Source organism: Microbacterium luteolum (assembly GCF_039533965.1).
GTDB lineage: Bacteria > Actinomycetota > Actinomycetes > Actinomycetales > Microbacteriaceae > Microbacterium > Microbacterium luteolum.
In genome coordinates this window covers 856,729-876,687 of record NZ_BAAAUN010000001.1, presented here as the reverse complement: position 1 = coordinate 876,687, position 19,959 = coordinate 856,729, and the positions used below count along the sequence as shown (strand labels likewise).

Genomic DNA, 19,959 nt, shown 5'->3' with positions numbered 1-19,959 from the left:
ATTCCGTGTTCGAGTCCGTCCAGACTCTGATCGACGAGCATCGCCGGGTCCAGGAGGAGCTCTCCGACCCGGCGGTGCACGCCGACGCCGGTCGTGCGAAGCGTGTCAATCGCCGTTACGCCGAGCTGTCGCGCATCGTCGCAGCGCACGACGCGTGGGTCGCAGCGACCGACGATCTCGAGACCGCGCGCGAGTTCGCCCGTGAGGACGAGTCGATCGCGGCGGAGATCCCGGCGATGGAAGAGGAGCTGCAGGCCGCTCAGGAGCGGCTGCGACGTCTGCTCATCCCGCGCGACCCCGACGACGCCCGCGACGTGATCATGGAGATCAAGGCGGGGGAGGGCGGTGCCGAGTCGGCGCTGTTCGCCGCCGACCTGCTGCGGATGTACGTGCAGTACGCCGCGTCGAAGGGCTGGAAGACCGAGCTCCTGGAGCGCAACGAGTCCGACCTCGGCGGCTACAAGGACGTGCAGGTCGCGATCAAGGGATCGTCGACCGACCCCGCGCAGGGCGTGTGGGCGCACCTCAAGTACGAGGGTGGCGTGCACCGCGTGCAGCGGGTCCCGGCGACGGAGTCCCAGGGACGTATCCACACCTCGACGACCGGCGTGCTGGTCTTCCCCGAGGTGGATGAGCCCGAAGAGATCCAGATCGATCAGAACGATCTGAAGATCGACGTGTTCCGCTCGTCCGGCCCCGGCGGCCAGTCGGTGAACACGACCGACTCCGCCGTGCGCATCACGCATGTGCCGACCGGCATCGTCGTCTCGATGCAGAACGAGAAGTCGCAACTGCAGAACCGCGAGGCCGGCATGCGCGTTCTCCGCGCCCGCCTGCTCGCCCGTCAGCAGGAGGAGCTGGCCGCAGCCGCCTCCGATGTGCGCAAGTCGCAGATCCGCGGCATGGATCGCTCGGAGCGTATCCGCACCTACAACTTCCCGGAGAACCGCATCGCGGATCACCGCACCGGTTTCAAGGCGTACAACCTCGATCAGGTGATGGACGGCGCGCTCGATCCGATCATCACCAGTGCCATCGCCGCCGACGAGGAAGCCCAGCTGGCCGCCGTCGGCAACGATTCCTGACCTCGGCCGCCGCGGACCGCTAGGCTCGGCCCGTGATCACACTCCTGTTCCGCGGGCTCATGTACGTCGTGTCCGCAGGTCTCGGCCTCATCGTCGCCGATGCGCTCCTCGCGGGCTTCCAGATCCAATGGGACAAGTGGTGGGGCTTCGTCATCTGCATCCTGATCTTCGCGATCCTGCAGAGCGTGCTCGCGCCGTGGGTCAGCAAGCTGGCCGATCGCTACGCGCCGGTCCTCATGGGCGGCATCGGGATCTTCTCGACGCTGATCGCCCTCGTCATCGTGGTGCTGCTGCCCATCGGCGGCCTGCGCATCGTCGACCTCACCGGCTGGCTGCTCGGCTCGGTGATCGTCTGGCTGATCACCGCTCTCGGCAGCGTGCTGCTGCCGCTGATCTTCCTGAAGCGCAAGGTCGACGCGAAGGAGCCGCGCCGCCGCTAGCGGGCGCCGCTCAGATGGAGTAGTCGGGCGCCGTGAGCAGGGCCCGGGTGTCCTCGCCCACGACGCGCAGGCGGGGCTTGGCCGGCACCCCGACGAGGATGCTGTCCGCCGGGGCGTCGCGCGTCACCACGGCGTTCGCGCCGACCACGGTTCCCGCGCCGATCGTCACGGGACCCAGGATCTTGGCCCCGGCGCCGACGGCCACGCCGTCGCCGAGGGTGGGATGCCGCTTCCCGGCGTCGCGCGTGCGACCGCCGAGGGTCACGCCGTGATACAGCATCACGTCATCGCCGATCTCGGCCGTCTCGCCGATCACCACGCCCATGCCGTGGTCGATGAAGAAGCGTCGACCGATCGTCGCGCCGGGATGGATCTCGACTCCCGTGAGCCACCGGGACAGCTGGGACCCGGCGCGGGCCAGCAGCCGGAGCCGCCGTCGCCACAGCGCATGCGAGACGCGATGCGCCCAGATGGCATGCAGACCCGGGTACAGCAGAGCGACCTCGACCGCGCTGCGTGCAGCGGGATCCCGCAGGCGCGCCGCCGCGATGTCCTCGCGCACGCGAGCCCAGATCGACGTGCTCACTCGTCGCGCAGGTGCTCGTACAGCGCCGTCGACAGGTACCGCTCGCCGAACGAGGGGATGATCACGACGATGTTCTTGCCTGCTGCTTCGGGGCGCTTGGCGATCTCGAGCGCGGCCCAGATCGCGGCACCGCTGGACATGCCGACGAGGATGCCGTCCTTCGCCGCGGTCTCGCGGGCGAGGCGGATCGCGTCGTCGAATGTGACGTCGATCACCTCGTCGAGCACGTCGCGGTCGAGGATCGGAGGCACGAAGTTCGGTCCGATGCCCTGGATCTTGTGCGGACCGGGGTGGCCCTCGGTGAGGATCGGGGAGTCCTTGGGCTCGACGGCGACGATCTTGACGCCGGGGATGCGCTCCTTGAGCACCTGTCCGACACCCGTGATCGTGCCGCCCGTGCCGATGCCGGCGACGAAGTAGTCGACCTTGCCGTCGGTGTCGCGGAGGATCTCCTCGGCGGTGGTCTTGCGGTGGATGGCCGGGTTGGCCTCGTTCGCGAACTGCTTCGCCAGCACGGCGCCCGGCGTCTTCGCCGCGATCGCCTCGGCCTCGGCGATGGCGTTGGTCATGCCCTTGGTGGGGTCGGTCAGCACGAGCTCGGCGCCGAAAGCCTTGAGCAGCATCCGCCGCTCCTTCGACATGGATGCCGGCATCGTGAGGATCACCTTGTAGCCGCGAGCCGCACCCACCATCGCGAGAGCGATGCCCGTGTTGCCGCTGGTCGCCTCGACGATCGTCCCGCCTGGCTTCAGCTCGCCCGATGCCTCGGCGGCGTCGACGATGGCGATGCCCAGGCGGTCCTTGACACTCGATGCGGGGTTGTAGAACTCGAGCTTGGCCAGCACCGTGGCGCCGACGCCCTCGGCGACCCTGTTCAGGCGGACGAGCGGGGTGTTGCCGAACGCGGTGGTGATGTCGGAGTGAATACCGGGCATGAGGAACCTTTCCAGAGCGGGTCGCTGCGCCCCAGCCTAGGTGAGGCGGCTTCGGGTGCCGGAAATGTGACGCACGCTTGCACTCTACGCTGGAAGCCATGCCTGAGAACTCGCTCGCCGCCCTCGTGCGCGCCGCGGCCCAGCGCCTCGCGGACGCCGGGGTACCCGATCCGCTCGTCGATGCCGAACTGCTCGCTGGACACGTGCTGGGTCGTCGCCGCGGCGAGGTGCAGGCGGCGATCGTGCGCGGCGACAGCGTGGGGGAGGATGACGCTGCGGCGCTCGATCTCCTCGTGGCGCGGCGCTCCGGCCGGGAGCCGCTCCAGCACATCACCGGCACCGCTCCCTTCCGCCATCTCGAACTGGCCGTCGGACCCGGCGTCTTCGTGCCGCGCCCCGAGACCGAGACTGTCGTGCAGTACGCGATCGACGCACTGCTGAACGCGCCGGAGCCCGCACCGATCGGCGTCGATCTCGGCACGGGGAGCGGAGCGATCGCCCTGGCCATGGCGACCGAGGTCCCGCACGCACGGATCTTCGCCGCCGAGCTCTCCCCGGACGCGCACGCGTGGGCGACCCGGAACACGGCAGGAGTGGAGAACCTCACGCTCGTCCTCTCCGACCTCGGCGAGGCGTTCCCCGAGCTCGACGGCACGGCATCCGTCGTCATCTCGAACCCGCCGTACGTCCCCGACGCCGCGATCCCGCGGGACCCCGAGGTCCGCTTGTTCGACCCCGCACTGGCGCTCTACGGCGGCGAGGACGGCCTCGACATCGTGCGCGTGCTCAGCACCAGGGCGCTGCGACTGCTGCGATCGGGCGGATTGCTGGTGATCGAGCACGGCGAGCTGCAGGGCGCGTCGATCAGGGAGCTGCTCACCGAAGACGGCTGGCGCGCCGCCGCCACGCACCGCGACCTCACCCTGCGGGACCGCACGACGACGGCTCTCCGGCCCTGATCAGCGCACGTCGAGCTTCCGCCGCATCCGTCCCGGATAGAATCGAACCGCCATGTCAACCATCTTCGACTGCCGCGACGAGGCGCAGCTGCTCGCCGGAATGCGCCACGCACGCCAGGCGATCGGCCGCGGTGAACTCATCGTCATGCCCACAGACACCGTGTACGGCGTCGCCGCCGACGCCTTCTCGCCGACCGCCGTGCAGCGTCTTCTCGACGCCAAGGGCCGCGGTCGCAACCAGCCGCCGCCCGTGCTGATCGGGTCGAAGGACACTCTCGCGGCCCTGGCCGAGTCGGTGCCGGAGCCCGTGCAGCGTCTCGTCGACGCGTTCTGGCCCGGCGGCCTCACGATCGTGCTCCCCGCGCAGCCGTCGCTGGTCTGGGACCTGGGGGAGACCCTCGGAACCGTCGCCGTACGCATGCCGGAGGGCCACGTGGCGCTCGAGCTGCTGGCCGAGACCGGCCCGCTCGCGGTGTCCAGCGCGAACCTCACGGGTCAGGATGCCGCGATCTCGGCCCTCGACGCGGAGAAGATGCTCGGCGACAGCGTCGCGGTGTATCTCGCCGACGGCATGAGCAAGAACGGCATCTCCTCGACGATCGTCGACGCCACCTCGCTCGTCCGACGCGGCGACGAGGAGCAGGGCGTCGTGCGCATCCTCCGTCACGGCGTCGTGACGCGCGCGCAGCTGCACGAGGTGCTCGGCGACCTGCTCGAGTCCGACGAGGCGCAGGAGTCGCACGAGGATCACCCGCACGAGCCCGACGCGGAGGAGCAGCAGGACGGGAACCCGTGAAGCAGTACCTCTTCACGATCGTCATCACCGCCGTCCTCACCTTCGGGTTGACGTGGGCGGTCTGGCGGCTGAGCCTGCGCTTCAAGCTCTATCCCGGCATCCGCGATCGCGACGTGCACACGACGCCCACTCCGAGGCTCGGCGGCGTCGCGATCTTCCTCGGCATCGCCGCCGCCTTCGCGTTCTCGGCGACCAACCCCTTCTTCCAGAGCATCTGGATCCCGCCGACGACCATGTGGTCGATCCTCGGCGCCTCCTTCCTGATCGCCGTGATCGGCGTGGTCGACGACCTCTGGGATCTGGACTGGATGATCAAGCTGGGCGCGCAGTTCCTCGCCGCCGGGATCATCACCGTGGGCGGCGGGCTGCAGATCCTCTCCCTCCCGTTCGGCGACCTGATCGTCTTCTCGAGCTGGGTCAGCATCACGATGACGATGTTCGCGATCGTGATCGTCATGAACGCCGTGAACTTCATCGACGGACTCGACGGTCTCGTCGCCGGCGTGTGCCTCATCTCGAACGGCGTCTTCTTCGCCTACTCGTACATCTTCACGCGCGACTCGGGTGCCTCCAGCTACTTCAACCTCTCGACGTTCATCGCCGCCGTGCTCATCGGTGCCTGCCTGGGATTCCTCCCGCTGAACTGGAGTCCGGCGAAGCTGTTCATGGGCGACTCCGGAGCGCTGGTGCTCGGGCTGCTGATGTCCACGTCCGCGATCGCTCTCACGGGGCAGATGGATCCCTCCGCCCTCGACCCCGAGCGCCTCGGCCGCTCGCAGCTGCTCGGTGCGTTCATCCCGATCCTGCTGCCGCTCCTGGTCGTCCTGCTGCCGCTCCTCGACTTCGGCCTGGCGGTGCTCCGTCGCATGAACGCCGGCAAGTCGCCGTTCTCGCCCGACCGCAAGCACCTGCACCACCGGATGCTCGACCTCGGTCACCGCGACCGGGACGCGGTCCTCATCTTCTACGCATGGACGGCGGTCATCTCTCTCGCTGTCCTGCTCATGTACGTCGGCGCGCGGGAGGACTGGCCCGGCCAGTACCTGCCCGGCGTCGGCTTCGGCATCGTGGGCATCGCGGCCTGCCTCGTCATCACCCTGAGTCCTACCCGCCGCAGAAAGCGCCCGGCGGGGGTTGCACCCGATCCGACACCCGTGGAGTCCTGATGAGCCCCAGCCCCGTATCCAGCACGCCGATCCTGCGTCGAACACTGATCTGGTCGGCGGTGGCGACCGCCGTGCTCGCGATCGTGGCCGGTGGTGTGGGATTCCTCGTCGCCCAGGGGGAAGGGCTCGTGAGCGGCCTTCTCGGCGTGCTGCTGTCCGCCCTGTTCCTGGCGATCACGGGCATCAGCATCCTCGTCGCCAACCGCTGGTATGGCGACCCCATCTACGTGCAGCTCTTCTTCGCGATCGTGCTCGGCGGGTGGCTGCTGAAGCTCGGCCTGTTCGTCGTGGTGATGATCCTTCTCGGCGGTCAGCCGTGGCTGCAGCCGATGGTGTTCTTCCTCTCGATCGTCGCCGGCGTGATCATGTCGCTGATCATCGACGTGATCGTCCTCACGCGCATGCGCCTGCCGAACGTCAGCGACACGACGCTGCCGACCGAGGTGCCGGAGGACGTGGCGCCGGGGGCCCAGAACCGCGCGGACGAGGGATCGTCCGAGGGCGGTCAGCGGTCTTAGGACATCCTCATATTCTGATAGTGTTGAGGAGTGCCCGCCGCTCGCCCGCGAGCGCTTGCGCTGATAGCACACCGACCATCGTCGCCCCGGTTTAGACCGGTGCCCCGAAGCTGGAGCCCGCGCTGTTTAATCTTGCTGCGACCCTGATCCCTAAACTCGCCACTGACGGCGAGTTCCACGGCCCGTCGATCGATGAGTTCTTCCCGGAGATCCTCTTCAACGTCGCGGGCATCCCGGTGCACCGCATCCACCTGGTGCAGCTGCTGTCGGTCATCGCCGTCGTCCTGATCCTCTGGCTCGGCACGCGTCGCATGACGGTCGTGCCCGGCCGCTTCCAGAGCCTCGTCGAGATGGGTCTCGGCCTCGTCCGCGGCAACATCGCGCACGACCTGCTCGGACGCAAGGACGGCGACCGCTTCCTGCCGATCCTCACCACGATCTTCTTCATGGTGCTGTTCATGAACATCACCGGCATCATCCCGTTCCTGAACATCGCCGGAACCAGCATCGCGGCCGTGCCTCTGACGCTCGCGATCGTGAGCTACGTGACCTTCATCTATGCGGGCATGCGACGCCACGGCTTCCGGTTCTTCAAGAACGCCCTTCTCCCGCAGGGAGTCCCGGGCTTCGCGATGCCGATCGTCGCGATCATCGAGCTGCTCTCGACCTTCATCCTGCGCCCGGTCACTCTGATGCTCCGACTCCTGATGAACATGGTCGTCGGGCACATGCTGCTCGTGCTGTGCTTCGGGGCCACGCAGTTCTTCTTCTTCACCGTCGGCGGCGGCTGGGCCGCCCTCGGCGTCGGAACCCTCGCCTTCGGCGGCGCCTTCACTCTCTTCGAGATTCTGGTGGCCGTTCTGCAGGCCTACGTCTTCACCGTCCTCACCGCGGTCTACATCCAGCTCGCGGTCGCAGAAGAGCACTGAGCGGGCGGGCATCAGCCCTCCCACCCAACGAAAGGAAAAACCCGTGGACGCAACTACGGTTCTCGCTGAAATCAACGGTCACATCGGTGCGGTCGGCTACGGCCTCGCAGCCATCGGCCCGGCCATCGGCGTGGGTATCGTCGTCGGCAAGACCATCGAGGGCGTCGCTCGTCAGCCCGAGCTGGCCGGTCGCCTTCAGGTCCTCATGTGGATCGGTATCGCCTTCACCGAGGCGCTTGCGTTCGTCGGCATCGCCGTCGCATTCATCCCGTTCCCCGCGTAATCCCTACCGACTTCAGAAGGAGACAGGATGCTGAACGCTCTTGTCACGAACCTCGCGGCGGAGGGGGAACCGAAGAACCCCCTGATCCCCGAGTGGTACGACATCATCTGGTCGGGTCTGTGGTTCGTCGTCATCCTCTTCGTCGTGTGGAAGGTCGCCCTTCCCAAGCTGACGAAGATGCTCGACGAGCGGTCCGCTGCCATCGAAGGCAACATGGCGAAGGCTGACGAGGCGCAGAAGAAGGCCGAAGCAGCACTCGAGGAGTACACCCGCCAGCTGGCGGAGGCACGCACCGAGGCCGGTGAGATCCGTGAGGCCGCCCGTGAGGACGGCAAGAAGATCGTCGCCGAGGCCAAGGATGCCGCTTCCAGCGAGGCTGCACGCCTCACGGCCACCGCGCACACGCAGATCGAGGCCGAGCGTCAGACCGCTCTTGTCTCGCTGCGCAGCGAGGTGGGCTCGCTGGCCCTCGACCTCGCCGGCGGTGTGGTCGGAGAGACCCTCTCCGACGACGCTCGTGCCACGGCTGTCGTCGATCGCTTCCTCGCCGATCTCGAGGCATCCGAGAAGGCGGCTCAGTAATGGGCAGCGCGACCACTCAGGCACTCGCGGCATCCATCGAGACGCTTGCCGCAGCGAAGGGCGTCACTCTCGACACCGCACGGGAGCTCTTCGCTGCCGGGCGCGCCGTGAGCGAGTCGTCCCAGCTGAGCGGCGCGCTGGCCGACCCGTCGGCTCCGGCCGACGCGCGACAGAACGTCGTCACAGCGATCTTCGGCGGATTCTCCGCAGACGCGCAGAGCGTCTTGAAGACCGTCGTCGCCGAGCGCTGGTCGAACGCCTCCGAGCTGGTGGATGGCATCGAGGAGCTCGCGATCCGCGCTGCAGCGATCGCGGAGCCCGGCGCCGATCTCGAGGCGGAGATCTTCGGGTTCTCCCGCGTGATCGCCGCCAACGCCGAGCTCGAGCTCGCCCTGGGCAGCCGCCTCGGGGGAGAGGAAGCCAAGGGCGCTCTCGTGGAGCGGCTGCTCGCCGACGGCGGCTACAGCGCTCCCGCCACGCTGATCGTCTCCTCGCTCGTGCGCCAGCCGCGCGAGCGGCGTGTGCGCCAGCTGCTCAACCGCGCCACGCGCATCGTCTCGAGCCAGCACGGTCGAGTCGTGGCGACGGTCCACACCGCGTCCGAGCTCAACGACGCGCAGCGCACCCGTCTCAGCGATGCTCTCTCGCAGCGCTACGACGGCAAGGTCACGCTCAACGTCGTCATCGACCCTGCCGTCCTCGGAGGCCTGCGCGTGCAGATCGCCGATGACGTCATCGACGGCAGCATCTCCGCTCGACTCGCAGATCTTCGCCAGAAGCTCGCGGGCTAACACGACTTCGCGCGGGGAACCGCGCACCCAGATACAAAGGGAAGACAATGGCAGAACTATCGATCAGCCCCGACGTCATCCGTGACGCGCTGAAGGACTTCGCCGCCGCCTACGAGCCCACCGGGGCCGCGGCGACCGAGGTCGGCACCGTCATCGACGCCGCGGATGGAATCGCGCATGTCGAGGGCCTGCCCGGCGTCATGGCCAACGAGCTCGTGACCTTCGCAGACGGCACCAAGGGTCTCGCGCTGAACCTCGACGAGCACCAGATCGGTGTCGTCGTCCTCGGCGAGTTCACCGGCGTCGAGGCCGGCCAGGAGGTCACCCGTACGGGTGAGGTCCTCTCGGTCCCCGTCGGCGACGGCTACCTCGGCCGCGTCGTCGACCCGCTCGGCAACCCGATCGACGGCCTCGGCTCGATCGCGACCGAGGCGGTCCGCGAGCTCGAGCTGCAGGCGCCCGGCGTCATGCAGCGCAAGTCGGTCCACGAGCCGATGCAGACCGGCATCAAGGCCATCGACGCGATGATCCCCGTCGGCCGTGGTCAGCGTCAGCTGATCATCGGCGACCGCCAGACCGGCAAGACGGCCATCGCGATCGACACGATCATCAACCAGAAGGCCAACTGGGAGTCGGGCGACGTCAACAAGCAGGTGCGCTGCATCTACGTCGCGATCGGCCAGAAGGGCTCGACCATCGCCTCGGTGAAGGGCGCGCTCGAAGAGGCCGGCGCCCTGGAGTACACCACGATCGTGGCGGCTCCGGCATCCGACCCTGCCGGCTTCAAGTACCTCGCTCCCTACACGGGTTCCGCGATCGGCCAGCACTGGATGTACGGCGGCAAGCACGTCCTCATCATCTTCGACGACCTGTCGAAGCAGGCCGAGGCCTACCGCGCCGTGTCGCTCCTGCTGCGTCGTCCGCCGGGCCGCGAGGCCTACCCGGGTGACGTCTTCTACCTGCACTCGCGTCTGCTGGAGCGTTGCGCGAAGCTGTCCGACGAGCTCGGTGCCGGATCGATGACGGGTCTCCCGATCATCGAGACCAAGGCGAACGACGTCTCGGCGTACATCCCGACCAACGTGATCTCGATCACCGACGGCCAGATCTTCCTGCAGTCCGACCTCTTCAACGCCAACCAGCGTCCGGCGGTCGACGTGGGTATCTCGGTCTCGCGAGTCGGTGGTGACGCGCAGGTCAAGTCGATCAAGAAGGTCTCCGGAACGTTGAAGCTGGAGCTCGCGCAGTACCGCTCGCTCGAGGCGTTCGCGATGTTCGCGTCCGACCTCGACCAGGCGTCGCGTCGTCAGCTCTCCCGTGGTGCGCGTCTGACCGAGCTGCTCAAGCAGCCGCAGTACTCGCCGTACCCCGTCGAGGAGCAGGTCGTCTCGATCTGGGCCGGAACGAAGGGCAAGCTCGACACGATCGAGGTCTCCGACGTGCTCCGCTTCGAGCGCGAGCTCCTGGACTACCTGCGTCGCAACACCAAGGTCCTCGAGACCCTGCGCGAGACCAACGTCCTCGATGACGACACGGTCGCAGAGCTCGAGAAGCACACCGATGCCTTCGTCCTGGAATTCCAGGGTGGCAAGGGACACGCCATCGGCGCTCCCGGTCACGAGGAGCACGCGGCGGCCGAGGCGGACGACGTCAACCAGGAGAAGATCGTCAAGGGTCGTCGCGCGTAACCGCGTGAGGTACTGATTTCATGGGCGCTCAACTCAGGGTCTACAAGCAGAAGATCTCTTCTGCTCAGACGACCAAGAAGATCACGAAGGCGATGGAACTCATCGCGGCTTCGCGCATCCAGAAGGCGATGGCACGCGTCAAGGCGTCCAGCCCCTTCGCGCGAGCCGTGACGAGGGCCGTGTCCGCCGTCGCGACGCACTCGAACGTCGACCACCCGCTCACCCGTGAGCCCGAGTCGATCCGCCGCTCCGCGGTCGTGATCTTCTCGTCGGACCGCGGTCTCGCCGGAGCCTTCAACTCGCAGATCCTCCGTGAGGGTCTCGAGGTGGCGGAGCTCCTGCGCGAGCAGGGCAAGGAGCCGGTGTTCTACCTCGTCGGTCGCAAGGCCGTCGGCTACTTCCAGTTCCGTCGCATCGCGGCGGCCGCGGAGTGGACCGGCGACACCGACACCCCGTCGTTCCACACGGCGGAGGAGATCTCGCAGCAGCTGCTCGAGGACTTCTCCCGCGGTGCGGACGAGGGCGGCGTCGACGAGATCCACCTCGTGTACAACCGTTTCGTCAGCATGATGACGCAGTCGCCGGAATCCGTGCGTCTGCTCCCGCTGGAGATCTCGGAAGCAGACGAGTCGGAAGCCGGGAACACCGTCTACCCGCTCTACGAATTCGAGCCGGATGCCGAGACCGTGCTGGACGCGATCCTGCCGGTGTACATCCAGAGCCGCGTCTTCAACGCCCTCCTGCAGTCGTCCGCCGCCAAGCAGGCCGCGACGCAGAAGGCGATGAAGTCCGCCAGCGACAACGCCGACAAGCTCATCACCGACTACACCCGTCTGCGCAACAACGCGCGTCAGGCGGAGATCACGCAGCAGATCGCAGAGATCGTCGGCGGCGCCGACGCGCTCTCGTCGAGCAAATAGACCATCAGGAGAGAGACGAAAATGACCCCCACCGCCACGGCTGACCAGCCGGCGACCGCGGTCGTCGGGCGCGTCGCGCGCGTCAACGGTCCGGTTGTCGACATCGAGTTCCCGCACGACTCGATCCCCGACATCTACAACGCACTGAAGACCACGATCGTGATCGGCGAGTCCGCCGTCGAGATCACGCTCGAGGTCGCGCAGCACCTCGGCGACGACCTCGTTCGCGCCATCGCCCTCAAGCCGACCGACGGCATCGTCCGCGGTCAGGAGGTGCGCGACACCGGAGAGGCCATCTCGGTCCCCGTCGGTGACGTCACCAAGGGCAAGGTCTTCAACGTCATCGGAGAGGTCCTGAACCTCGAGCCCGGTGAGACGATCGAGGTCACGGAGCGGTGGCCCATCCACCGCAAGGCCCCGAACTTCGACCAGCTCGAGTCGAAGACCACCATGTTCGAGACCGGCATCAAGTCGATCGACCTCCTCACGCCGTACGTGCTGGGTGGAAAGATCGGTCTGTTCGGTGGCGCCGGTGTCGGAAAGACCGTCCTCATCCAGGAGATGATCCAGCGCGTCGCGCAGGACCACGGTGGTGTGTCGGTGTTCGCCGGTGTCGGTGAGCGCACCCGTGAGGGCAACGACCTGATCCACGAGATGGAAGAGGCGGGTGTCTTCGACAAGACGGCCCTCGTGTTCGGCCAGATGGACGAGCCGCCGGGAACGCGTCTGCGCGTCGCCCTGTCGGCTCTGACGATGGCGGAGTACTTCCGCGACGTGCAGAAGCAGGACGTGCTGCTCTTCATCGACAACATCTTCCGCTTCACGCAGGCGGGTTCCGAGGTCTCCACGCTGCTCGGCCGCATGCCGTCCGCGGTGGGTTACCAGCCGAACCTCGCCGACGAGATGGGTGTGCTCCAGGAGCGCATCACCTCGACGCGCGGTCACTCGATCACCTCGCTGCAGGCGATCTACGTGCCGGCCGACGACTACACCGACCCGGCTCCGGCGACCACCTTCGCCCACCTCGACGCCACGACCGAGCTCTCTCGTGAGATCGCGTCGAAGGGTCTGTACCCGGCCATCGACCCGCTGACCTCGACGTCGCGGATCATGGACCCCCGGTACTTGGGCGAGGACCACTACCGCGTCGCGACCACCGTCAAGCAGATCCTCCAGAAGAACAAGGAGCTGCAGGAGATCATCGCCATCCTCGGTGTCGACGAGCTCTCCGAGGAAGACAAGATCGTCGTGTCGCGTGCGCGTCGTATCCAGCAGTTCCTCTCGCAGAACACCTACATGGCGAAGAAGTTCACCGGTGTCGAGGGTTCGACCGTCCCGCTGAAGGAGACCATCGAGTCGTTCGATGCGATCACCCGCGGTGACTTCGACCACGTCGCCGAGCAGGCCTTCTTCAACGTCGGTGGCATCAACGACGTCGAAGAGCAGTGGGCGAAGATCCAGAAGGAGAACGGCTGACCATGGCGCTGCACGTCAGCCTCGTCTCCGCCGACGCGGAGGTCTGGACGGGAGAGGCGAGCCTCGTGGTCGCCAAGACCGTCGAGGGCGAGATCGGCTTCATGACCGGCCACGAGCCGGTGCTGGCCATCCTCGCCGAGGGCCAGGTCCGGATCACCCAGACCGACGGCACCAAGGTGCTGGCCAACGCGCAGGACGGGTTCCTCTCCATGGAGGGCGACACCCTGACCATCGTCGCCGGCAACGCGGCTCTCATCGCCTAGCAGTTCTGTTCCACTCGTCCGCCCCGGACCGTCCCGCGCTCACTCGTGAGCGTCGGCGGTCCGGGGCGGACGTGTCTGTCCCCGAGGTCCCATGAAGATCCTGCTCCCACCGTCCGAGACCAAGCGTCCGGGCGGCGACGGCGCACCGCTCGCTCTCGCCTCGCTGGCCCTTCCCGAACTGCACGCGCACCGATCCGCCGCTCTCGACGCGCTGATAGATCTGGCCGCCGACGAGGCGACCGCGCGCAGGGTTCTGAAGCTCAGCGACCGTCAGGTCGGCGATGTGGAGCACAATCGGACGCTGCGGACGGCGCCCACCATGCCGGCGGTCGACCGCTACACGGGTGTGCTGTTCGATGCGTTGGATGCCGCCACGCTGTCGGCGGCCTCTCGCCGCTGGCTCGGCGAGCACGTGTGGATCCACAGCGCTCCGCTGGGTCCGATCGGGGCCCTGGATGCGCTGCCCGCGTACCGGCTCTCCGCGGGGACCTCGGTGCCCGGTCTTCCGGCCCTCCGGCGGCACTGGGCGGAGGCCACGTCATCCGCCATCGCGCAGTCCGAGCCGGCCTTCGTGCTCGACCTGCGGAGTGAGGCGTATGTGGCCCTCGGGCCCGTCCCGGCATCCGTTCCCTCCTCCTACGTCCGGGTGGTGACGGAGAAGGGCAGGGCGCTCAACCACTTCAACAAGAAGTCCAAGGGTCTGCTCGTGCGGGCGTTGGCCGAGGACAGGCCGCGCATCGCGTCGCTGCGCGGCCTGCGCAGCTGGGCGGAGAAGAAAGGCGTCGTGCTTCGCGACACTGCGGACGCCGGCGTTCTGGAGCTCGTCGTCGCCGAGTGACGCCGCGTGACTTCCGGTATATCTCTCCCGCGTGGTTCGTTGCCCGCCCTCATGCGCACCGCTACCATGTCCAATGCGAGGCGGTCGCTTCGTTGCGGGGGGCGAAAGCCGTCTCCCGAGACCAAAGAATGTGAGTCTCATGGATTACGACGACTACGGAGCAGGCTATGCCGGCCTGCTTCTCGCATATTCCTTCGTGATCTTCCTGATCGCGATCGCCGGCTATGTACTGAGCTCTCTCTTCCTCATGAAGATCTTCGAGAAGGCCGGAGTGCAGGGCAAGTGGCGTGCCTGGGTGCCCGTCTACAACTCGATGGTCTTCTTCAAGCTCGGTGACCTGAGCCCGTGGCTCGTGCTCTACGGCATCGGTGGCGCCGCGCTCCTCAGTTGGATCGGGATCGGCTTCGTCTTCTCGATCGCGTTGGCCGTGCTGTCTGTGATCGCCGCGTGGCGCGTCGGCCTCAAGCTGCAGAAGGATGCGGTCTGGGTCGTGCTCTACTTCTTCCTGAGCATCGTCTGGCTCGGCATCAACGCGTTCGACAAGTCGCGCTGGAACCCGAACATCCAGCCGGCCTCCTGGGCGGGCAACGGCTTCCTCGGAGATCGCACCGTGTGGGACGGCATCCCCGTCCAGCCGGCCGCCGCCGCACCCCAGCAGGGCTACGGCGCCGCTCCTCAGGGTTACGCGCCCCCGGCGCAGCCCGGATACGCTCCGCCCGCACAGCCGGGTTACGCGCCTCCGGCACAGCCCGGCTACGCGCCGCCGGCTGCTCCTGCCGCACCGGCGACCGGGGCACCTGTGCCTCCGGTGCAGCCCACCACGCCGCCGGCTCCGCCGGCAGCTCCGCCGGCGACTCCGCCGGCACCCCCGACCGCGCCGCCGGCGGCTCCGCCTGCGCCGCCGTCCGACCCCACGCAGCCTCCGGCGTGATCGTCTGACACAGGGCCCTCGACTTCGGTCGGGGGCCCTGTGCCGTTCCCTCCGCGGGCCGCACCGATGGTGACGGCACGGGGACTAACGTGGAGATCATGGTCATGTCGCAGCGCCGGGTGGGCGCCTCCGGTCTCCTCGTATCGGCCACCGGCCTCGGCTGCAACAACTTCGGGCGTGCGGGGACCGCGACGGAGACGCTCTCCGGCACCCGCGAGGTCCTCGACGCGGCGATAGCCCACGGGATCACGCTGCTCGACACTGCCGACATGTACGGCGCCGCGCCCGGCGCGAGCGAGTCCCTGATGGGGGAGGCGCTCGAAGGTCGCCGCGACCGCGTCGTGCTCGCGACGAAGTTCGGTCAGGAACGCGACATGGGCTACGACTTTCCGGCCGGCCGCGGGTCGCGTCGCTACGTGCGCCGTGCTGTCGAGGAGTCCCTGCGCCGGTTGCGCACGGACTGGATCGATCTCTACCAGCTGCACCTGCCCGACCCCGAGACGCCGATCGCGGAGACGACGGATGCGCTCGACGAACTCGTCCGCGAAGGCAAGATCCGCTACTACGGGCACTCGAACTTCTCGGGCTGGCAGATCGCCGAGGCGGAGTTCACCTCGCACGAGAGATCGACCGGTCGTTTCATCTCATCCCAGAACCACTACTCCCTGCTCGCGCGTGCAGCCGAGAGGGAAGTTCTCCCTGCCGTCGAGCGGTACGGACTCGGGTTCTTCCCGTTCTTCCCGCTGCACAACGGTCTGCTGACGGGCAAGTTCACCCGTGACGGCGGTCCGGCGTCGAGTCGCATCATGTCGAGCCGTCGCCACGTGTGGGAGAACGCGCCGTGGGATGCCCTCGACGAGTTCCGCGCGTTCTGCGACGATCGCGACATCACGATGCTGCAGGCGTCATTCGGCTGGCTGCTCTCGAATCCGGTCGTGTCGAGCGTCATCGCCGGGGCCACCTCTGCGGCTCAGGTCGAGGCGAACGCCCTCGCCGGTGATGCGTGGCGACCGGACGCCGCCGACCTCGCGACCATCGACGAGATGTTCCCGCTGCCCGAGGACCCGGGGGCGCGAGTATGAGTCGGGAACCGGAGTTCCACTACGATGTGTGAGTATCCTGCGCTCGCCCGATCAGCCGCAGGTCCATCGGAGGCAGCACGTGGCTGAGACGACGAAGACGCGCAGCATCACGATCGCAGAGCGCCCGCTGCTGCTCTCGTGGGCCGGCGTCACCGATCTGGGCCGTCGCCGTGAGACGAACCAGGATGCGTTCCTGGCGGAGTACCCGCTGTTCATCGTCGCCGACGGCATGGGTGGTCATGCCGGGGGAGAGATCGCCAGCCGCAGCACGGTCGCGAGGCTCGAGGCGATGGTCGAGTCCGGCGAGGTCGACAGGGCCGCGATCGAGAACGCGCTCGAATTGGCCGTCGCCGACATCGCCGACCACCCGGAGACCACCGACGAGGGCACCGGCACTACGCTCACCGGGGTCTTCCTCGACGTCGACGGCGACGTGCCGCAGTGGGTCTCGCTGAACATCGGCGATTCCCGGGTCTATCTGCTCCGTGACGACCGGCTGGTGCAGGTCACCACGGACCACTCGGTCGTGCAGGAGCTCATCACGGCGGGCAAGCTCAGCCCGGAGGAGGCCGAGGGCCACCCCTACAGCAACGTGATCACGCGTGCCGTCGGTGCGAGCGAGCTCACTCCGCCGGACTATCTCACGATCGATGTGCGAGCGGGCGACCGCTTCGTCATCTGCTCGGACGGGCTCACGAAGGAGCTGACCGACTACGGGATCCAGCACTTCCTGCGCGAGAACGCCGACCCCGCCGACGCCGTCGATGCGATGCTCGCCGCGGCTCTGGAGAACGGTGGACGCGACAATGTCACGCTCGTCATCGTTCAGGTGGGCGAGGCGGACGAGTCGCCCTCCACAACGGACGACGACGCGGAGTAGCCGCCCCGCTCCTGTGGACAGCGCCCTTTGCGGAGGCTGCATGCTGTGCACTGAGGAGCATGGACTCCTTTCCGATCGCTCTCCCCGCTGCGCCCCCGGAGCCGCGTCGCCCCTCGTTGCCCTTCATGGCGGCGATCGTGCCCATCGCCGCCGGAGTGGTGCTCTGGCTGGTCACCGGTTCGCTGTACGCTCTCTGCTTCGCTGCGCTCGGTCCGCTGATGCTCGTGGCGTCGCTCGCCGACGGAGCTCGGAGCAGACGACGAGACCGGCGCCGCAACGACGCAGCGACCGAGGCGGGATGGGCGGAGGCTGAGGCCGAGCTGGAGCGCCGACAGCGCGAGGAGCGCGCCGCGCGGTGGCTCCAGGAACCGGATGCCGCGTCGTGCCTGACCCGGCGGCCGCTCCGTGACGCACATCCGCCGGACGAGACGACCGTTCTCGTGGTGGGCGGGGGGAGGGTGCCGAGCGGGATCCGCTGCAGCGGCGGCGGTGACGATGCGCGTGCGCGCGACTTCCGTGGGCGGTCGGCATCGCTGGACGATGCGCCGCTCACGGTGGCTCTCGGGCGCGGCGTCTGTCTGCGAGGACCGGAGGCTCTGGTCGCCGCGGTCGCCCGCGCCGTCGCCGTGCAGCTTTGTCTGCGGTTCAGCGCCGCCCAGCTCTCGCTCGTCGGCGAGGATCTCGCGCGGTGGGGACTCGATGCCCTGCCGCACGCCGTGCGTGCACGACGGAGCGGATTCCGTGTCGGCGTCGCCGCGTCGGGCGGAACCCGGATCGATGCCGACGCCGTGATCTGGCTCACAGACGCGGGAGGTGAGGTGCCCGACGGCGTGACGACCGTGCTCGACGTCGAGGAGCCGGGAGCTGCGACGCTGAGGACGCCACGAGGAATCGTGGAAGTAGCCGTGGAATGCCTCTCGCTCGCGCAGGCGCAGGTGATCGCCCGGGAGTGCAAGGAGGAGCACGGCGACGCCGACGCGCTTCCGCAGGCCGTCGCCATGCGCGAGCTCGGGCAGTCGCAGAGCATCGGTGGACTCCCCGCGGTCATCGGGCGGAGCGCCCACGAGGACATCGTGGTCGACATCGTGGACGACGGACCGCACGCGATCGTCACCGGCACGACGGGGACGGGCAAGAGCGAGCTCCTCGTGACCTGGGTGACGGCGATCGCCGAGGCCAACGGCCCCGACCGCGTGACGTTCGTTCTCGCGGACTTCAAGGGCGGCACCGCCTTCGAGCCGCTGCGCGAGCTCCGGCAGGTGGCCGCCGTCATCACCGATCTGGACGACGACGGGGCTCGACGGGGTGTCTCGAGCCTGACCGCGGAGCTGCGGCACCGGGAAGGGGTGCTCGCGGCTGCGGGCGCCAGGGACGTGCGAGACGTGTCGATGCCTCGGCTGGTCATCGTCGTCGACGAGTTCGCGGCTCTTCTGCAGGAGCATCCGGACCTCGGCGCCGTCTTCACCGACGTCGCCGCCCGCGGTCGCGCGCTGGGCATGCACCTCATCCTCGGCACGCAGCGCGCTGCCGGTGTCGTCCGCGACGCCCTCGCCGCGAACTGTCCGCTGCGGATCAGTCTGCGGGTCGGGGACGCCGCTGACAGCAGGCTCGTGATCGGGACCGACGCCGCGTCGGAGATCCCGGGGGGAGCGGGCTCGCGGGGAATCGCGCTGGTGCGCCGTCCCGAGGATCACGCGCCGGTCGCGCTGCGCGTCGCTCTCACCGGCGCGGCGGATCTGCGGCAGGTCGGTATGCGATGGGCTGCCGTCGAGCGACCACGCAGTCCCTGGCTTCCCGCGCTGCCCGGAAGCGTCCCCCTCCGAGAACTCACACTCGACGCACCGCCTGTGCCGGCGGGGACAGCCATCCTGGGACGATCCGACGCACCGGAGCAGCAGTCACAGCCTCTCGAGCTGCTGGGCTGCGGGGTGGAACGGGGTATCGCGATCCTGGGCGCGCCTGGGTCCGGACGCACCACGGCTCTGCGGCTGATCGCCGCGCAGCGCCCGGATGCGCGATGGGTGCCGCGCGATGCCGAGCGAGCGTGGGACCTGGTCGCGGCCTGGTCGACCGGCAGCGAACCGCTGCCGCCGGTGGTGCTGTGCGACGACCTGGACGGCCTTCTCGCCGGACTGCCACCCGAGCATGCGCAGCAGTTCGCCCAGCACTGGGAGCGCATCCTGCGGGCGGGCGGTGCGACCATCGTGATGACCGCCGCGCGTGCGGCCGGCCCGGTGGGTCGTCTTCTCGATGCGCTTCCGCGACGGGCCCTGCTGCGGATGGCGAGTCGGGTCGAGCACATCGCGGCCGGGGGAGAACCGTCCGGGTTCATCCGCGACCGCGTCCCCGGCCGAGCGGTCCTCGGCGGGCGTGAGATGCAGTTCGCCTGGGTCGAGGAGGATGCCGTCGTCATCCCGGTCGAGCCGTCGCCGCCGGCGTGGAGCCCCGCGGCGAGCATCTCGGCGGTGGTGAGCACCGGCGCCTCCGACATCGTGGCGCGCTTGCAGGCGGCTCACCCGGACTGCGAAGTGCTTCTCCCGGGTGCGGAGAGACTGCGGCCGCACGTCCCGTGTATCTTCGTGGCGGATGCCGAGACCTGGCAACGCAGCTGGTCGATCTGGCAGGGAGTCCGCGCGACCGGGGAGGTCCTCGTCCGCGCGGAGCAGCCGGCGGATCTGCGTCAGCTCGCGGGTGTCCGAGAACTGCCGCCCTTCGCGCATCCGCACGCCGGCCGAGCGTGGTCGGTGCGCGGTGCCGGGTCACCACGCCGTGTCATCGTTCCGGCGCTCGCGCCGGGGTGAGTGAGCCCGT

Annotated in this window: 21 protein-coding genes; 19 read left to right on the top strand and 2 right to left on the bottom strand. The window is 68.4% G+C overall.

Annotated elements, in window-relative coordinates:
* Positions 1-5: 5 nt before the first annotated feature.
* Together prfA and ABD648_RS04335 are read left to right on the top strand one after the other, a co-directional pair.
* Entirely contained in the window at positions 6-1,085 is a 1,080-nt protein-coding gene (prfA, locus tag ABD648_RS04340; protein ID WP_282213755.1) for a peptide chain release factor 1, read from the top strand.
* Between the two features lie 32 nt (positions 1,086-1,117).
* Positions 1,118-1,525 (top strand): hypothetical protein, encoded by a 408-nt coding sequence (locus tag ABD648_RS04335; protein WP_282213754.1) that lies wholly within the window; start codon positions 1,118-1,120, stop codon positions 1,523-1,525.
* Positions 1,526-1,535: 10 nt separating this feature from the next.
* Here ABD648_RS04335 and epsC read toward each other — a convergent pair whose 3' ends face one another.
* Entirely contained in the window at positions 1,536-2,111 is a 576-nt protein-coding gene (epsC, locus tag ABD648_RS04330) for a serine O-acetyltransferase EpsC (RefSeq protein WP_282213753.1), read from the bottom strand.
* On the bottom strand, positions 2,108-3,046 hold the full coding sequence (gene cysK, locus ABD648_RS04325) for a cysteine synthase A (protein ID WP_282213752.1): 939 nt from the start codon (positions 3,044-3,046) through the stop codon (positions 2,108-2,110). Before cysK ends, epsC begins: the two co-directional genes overlap by 4 nt.
* A 98-nt stretch (positions 3,047-3,144) precedes the next feature.
* On the opposite strand from cysK, the gene prmC reads away from it, so the two are divergent.
* From prmC to ABD648_RS04240, 17 genes are all read left to right on the top strand, one after another.
* A complete protein-coding gene (prmC, locus tag ABD648_RS04320) occupies positions 3,145-4,005 on the top strand; it encodes a peptide chain release factor N(5)-glutamine methyltransferase (protein WP_282213751.1) in 861 nt (286 codons plus the stop codon).
* A gap of 52 nt (positions 4,006-4,057) precedes the next feature.
* Entirely contained in the window at positions 4,058-4,801 is a 744-nt protein-coding gene (locus ABD648_RS04315) for an L-threonylcarbamoyladenylate synthase (protein WP_282213750.1), read from the top strand.
* On the top strand, positions 4,798-5,967 hold the full coding sequence (locus ABD648_RS04310; protein ID WP_282213749.1) for an MraY family glycosyltransferase: 1,170 nt from the start codon (positions 4,798-4,800) through the stop codon (positions 5,965-5,967). Before ABD648_RS04315 ends, ABD648_RS04310 begins: the two co-directional genes overlap by 4 nt.
* Positions 5,967-6,485: a Cg1360 family ATP-synthase-associated protein gene (locus ABD648_RS04305; RefSeq protein ID WP_282213748.1), complete on the top strand. Its 519-nt coding sequence runs from the start codon at positions 5,967-5,969 to the stop codon at positions 6,483-6,485. Before ABD648_RS04310 ends, ABD648_RS04305 begins: the two co-directional genes overlap by 1 nt.
* Before the next feature lie 143 nt (positions 6,486-6,628).
* Positions 6,629-7,414: a F0F1 ATP synthase subunit A gene (gene atpB, locus ABD648_RS04300; protein WP_486348114.1), complete on the top strand. Its 786-nt coding sequence runs from the start codon at positions 6,629-6,631 to the stop codon at positions 7,412-7,414.
* A gap of 43 nt (positions 7,415-7,457) precedes the next feature.
* Positions 7,458-7,697 (top strand): ATP synthase F0 subunit C, encoded by a 240-nt coding sequence (atpE, locus tag ABD648_RS04295; RefSeq protein ID WP_045265023.1) that lies wholly within the window; start codon positions 7,458-7,460, stop codon positions 7,695-7,697.
* Between the two features lie 27 nt (positions 7,698-7,724).
* On the top strand, positions 7,725-8,279 hold the full coding sequence (locus ABD648_RS04290; RefSeq protein ID WP_282213746.1) for a F0F1 ATP synthase subunit B: 555 nt from the start codon (positions 7,725-7,727) through the stop codon (positions 8,277-8,279).
* Positions 8,279-9,070 (top strand): F0F1 ATP synthase subunit delta, encoded by a 792-nt coding sequence (locus ABD648_RS04285; RefSeq protein ID WP_282213745.1) that lies wholly within the window; start codon positions 8,279-8,281, stop codon positions 9,068-9,070. The genes ABD648_RS04290 and ABD648_RS04285 overlap by 1 nt, the downstream gene beginning before the upstream one ends.
* 47 nt (positions 9,071-9,117) lie before the next feature.
* On the top strand, positions 9,118-10,758 hold the full coding sequence (gene atpA / locus ABD648_RS04280) for a F0F1 ATP synthase subunit alpha (protein WP_282213744.1): 1,641 nt from the start codon (positions 9,118-9,120) through the stop codon (positions 10,756-10,758).
* 20 nt (positions 10,759-10,778) lie between these two features.
* A complete protein-coding gene (locus ABD648_RS04275) occupies positions 10,779-11,678 on the top strand; it encodes a F0F1 ATP synthase subunit gamma (protein ID WP_282213743.1) in 900 nt (299 codons plus the stop codon).
* Positions 11,679-11,699: 21 nt separating this feature from the next.
* Positions 11,700-13,154 (top strand): F0F1 ATP synthase subunit beta, encoded by a 1,455-nt coding sequence (gene atpD / locus ABD648_RS04270; RefSeq protein WP_282213742.1) that lies wholly within the window; start codon positions 11,700-11,702, stop codon positions 13,152-13,154.
* A 2-nt stretch (positions 13,155-13,156) separates the two neighbouring features.
* Entirely contained in the window at positions 13,157-13,417 is a 261-nt protein-coding gene (locus tag ABD648_RS04265; RefSeq protein WP_045280545.1) for a F0F1 ATP synthase subunit epsilon, read from the top strand.
* A gap of 91 nt (positions 13,418-13,508) precedes the next feature.
* Positions 13,509-14,255, top strand: coding sequence for a YaaA family protein (locus ABD648_RS04260; RefSeq protein ID WP_282213741.1), 747 nt, complete (start codon positions 13,509-13,511; stop codon positions 14,253-14,255).
* A gap of 139 nt (positions 14,256-14,394) precedes the next feature.
* Positions 14,395-15,186 (top strand): large exoprotein, encoded by a 792-nt coding sequence (locus ABD648_RS04255; RefSeq protein ID WP_282213740.1) that lies wholly within the window; start codon positions 14,395-14,397, stop codon positions 15,184-15,186.
* 98 nt (positions 15,187-15,284) lie between these two features.
* On the top strand, positions 15,285-16,268 hold the full coding sequence (locus ABD648_RS04250; protein ID WP_282213739.1) for an aldo/keto reductase: 984 nt from the start codon (positions 15,285-15,287) through the stop codon (positions 16,266-16,268).
* Between the two features lie 79 nt (positions 16,269-16,347).
* On the top strand, positions 16,348-17,148 hold the full coding sequence (locus tag ABD648_RS04245; protein WP_282213738.1) for a PP2C family protein-serine/threonine phosphatase: 801 nt from the start codon (positions 16,348-16,350) through the stop codon (positions 17,146-17,148).
* 59 nt (positions 17,149-17,207) lie between these two features.
* Positions 17,208-19,949, top strand: a complete 2,742-nt coding sequence (locus ABD648_RS04240) for an FtsK/SpoIIIE domain-containing protein (protein ID WP_282213737.1) — start codon at positions 17,208-17,210, stop codon at positions 19,947-19,949.
* Positions 19,950-19,959: the final 10 nt, after the last annotated feature.

What these genes read in the sequence shown, in the direction of transcription:
- cysK (WP_282213752.1), bottom strand. Translation starts at nt 3,046, where the DNA reads ATGCCCGGTATTCACTCCGACATCACCACCGCGTTCGGCAACACCCCG.
- prmC (WP_282213751.1), top strand. Translation starts at nt 3,145, where the DNA reads ATGCCTGAGAACTCGCTCGCCGCCCTCGTGCGCGCCGCGGCCCAGCGC.
- ABD648_RS04315 (WP_282213750.1), top strand. Translation starts at nt 4,058, where the DNA reads ATGTCAACCATCTTCGACTGCCGCGACGAGGCGCAGCTGCTCGCCGGA.
- ABD648_RS04305 (WP_282213748.1), top strand. Translation starts at nt 5,967, where the DNA reads ATGAGCCCCAGCCCCGTATCCAGCACGCCGATCCTGCGTCGAACACTG.
- ABD648_RS04290 (WP_282213746.1), top strand. Translation starts at nt 7,725, where the DNA reads ATGCTGAACGCTCTTGTCACGAACCTCGCGGCGGAGGGGGAACCGAAG.
- ABD648_RS04285 (WP_282213745.1), top strand. Translation starts at nt 8,279, where the DNA reads ATGGGCAGCGCGACCACTCAGGCACTCGCGGCATCCATCGAGACGCTT.
- atpA (WP_282213744.1), top strand. Translation starts at nt 9,118, where the DNA reads ATGGCAGAACTATCGATCAGCCCCGACGTCATCCGTGACGCGCTGAAG.
- ABD648_RS04275 (WP_282213743.1), top strand. Translation starts at nt 10,779, where the DNA reads ATGGGCGCTCAACTCAGGGTCTACAAGCAGAAGATCTCTTCTGCTCAG.
- atpD (WP_282213742.1), top strand. Translation starts at nt 11,700, where the DNA reads ATGACCCCCACCGCCACGGCTGACCAGCCGGCGACCGCGGTCGTCGGG.
- ABD648_RS04265 (WP_045280545.1), top strand. Translation starts at nt 13,157, where the DNA reads ATGGCGCTGCACGTCAGCCTCGTCTCCGCCGACGCGGAGGTCTGGACG.
- ABD648_RS04260 (WP_282213741.1), top strand. Translation starts at nt 13,509, where the DNA reads ATGAAGATCCTGCTCCCACCGTCCGAGACCAAGCGTCCGGGCGGCGAC.
- ABD648_RS04255 (WP_282213740.1), top strand. Translation starts at nt 14,395, where the DNA reads ATGGATTACGACGACTACGGAGCAGGCTATGCCGGCCTGCTTCTCGCA.
- ABD648_RS04250 (WP_282213739.1), top strand. Translation starts at nt 15,285, where the DNA reads ATGGTCATGTCGCAGCGCCGGGTGGGCGCCTCCGGTCTCCTCGTATCG.
- ABD648_RS04240 (WP_282213737.1), top strand. Translation starts at nt 17,208, where the DNA reads ATGGACTCCTTTCCGATCGCTCTCCCCGCTGCGCCCCCGGAGCCGCGT.